This is a genomic window from Colwellia sp. MB02u-9 (genome assembly GCF_014077085.1).
GTDB lineage: Bacteria > Pseudomonadota > Gammaproteobacteria > Enterobacterales > Alteromonadaceae > Cognaticolwellia.
Genome location: NZ_JACGVF010000025.1, coordinates 1 through 684, shown reverse-complemented (window position 1 = coordinate 684; position 684 = coordinate 1). Strand labels below are relative to the sequence as shown.

Here is a 684-nt window from a genome sequence, read left to right as displayed (position 1 = left end):
TGCGCCGGTAATAATAGGTACACCAGCCACAACGGTAGCTGAAGACAGTAGTTATAGCTTTATCCCAACAGTTTCTGATGTTGATGCAGGGGATACCCAAACTTTTAGTATTAATATTAAACCTACCTGGGCAACGTTTAGTACTTCAACAGGTGGCTTAACGGGCACACCGACTAATGCGGATGTTGGTATAACTAGTGGTATTATCATTAGTGTGACCGATGCTGCGAATGCAACAGTGAGCTTAACCGCATTTACTATTACGGTAGTAAATACTAACGATGCCCCAGTAATTTCTGGTACGCCAGCCACAACTGCGGTTGAAGATGCTGCTTACAGCTTTACTCCAACAGTTTCTGATGTTGATGCAGGGGATACCCAAACCTTTAGCATTAGCAATAAGCCCACTTGGGCAACGTTTAGTACTTCAACAGGTGGCTTAACGGGCACACCAGTTCAAGCTGATATAGGTACCACCTCAGGCATTGTCATCAGTGTTGCCGATGCTGCGAATGCAACAGTAAGCTTAGCGGCCTTTAATCTGACCGTTTCAAACACTAATGATGCGCCGGTAATAATAGGTACACCAGCCACAACGGTAGCTGAAGACAGTAGTTATAGCTTTATCCCAACAGTTTCTGATGTTGATGCAGGGGATACCCAAACTTTTAGTATTAATATTAA

General features: G+C 43.9%; 1 protein-coding gene. It reads left to right on the top strand.

Annotation, left to right across the window (positions count from 1 at the left end; translation table 11 throughout):
- A partial coding sequence (locus tag H4J65_RS00095; RefSeq protein ID WP_182193932.1) for a putative Ig domain-containing protein occupies positions 1-684 on the top strand: 684 nt, incomplete at both ends.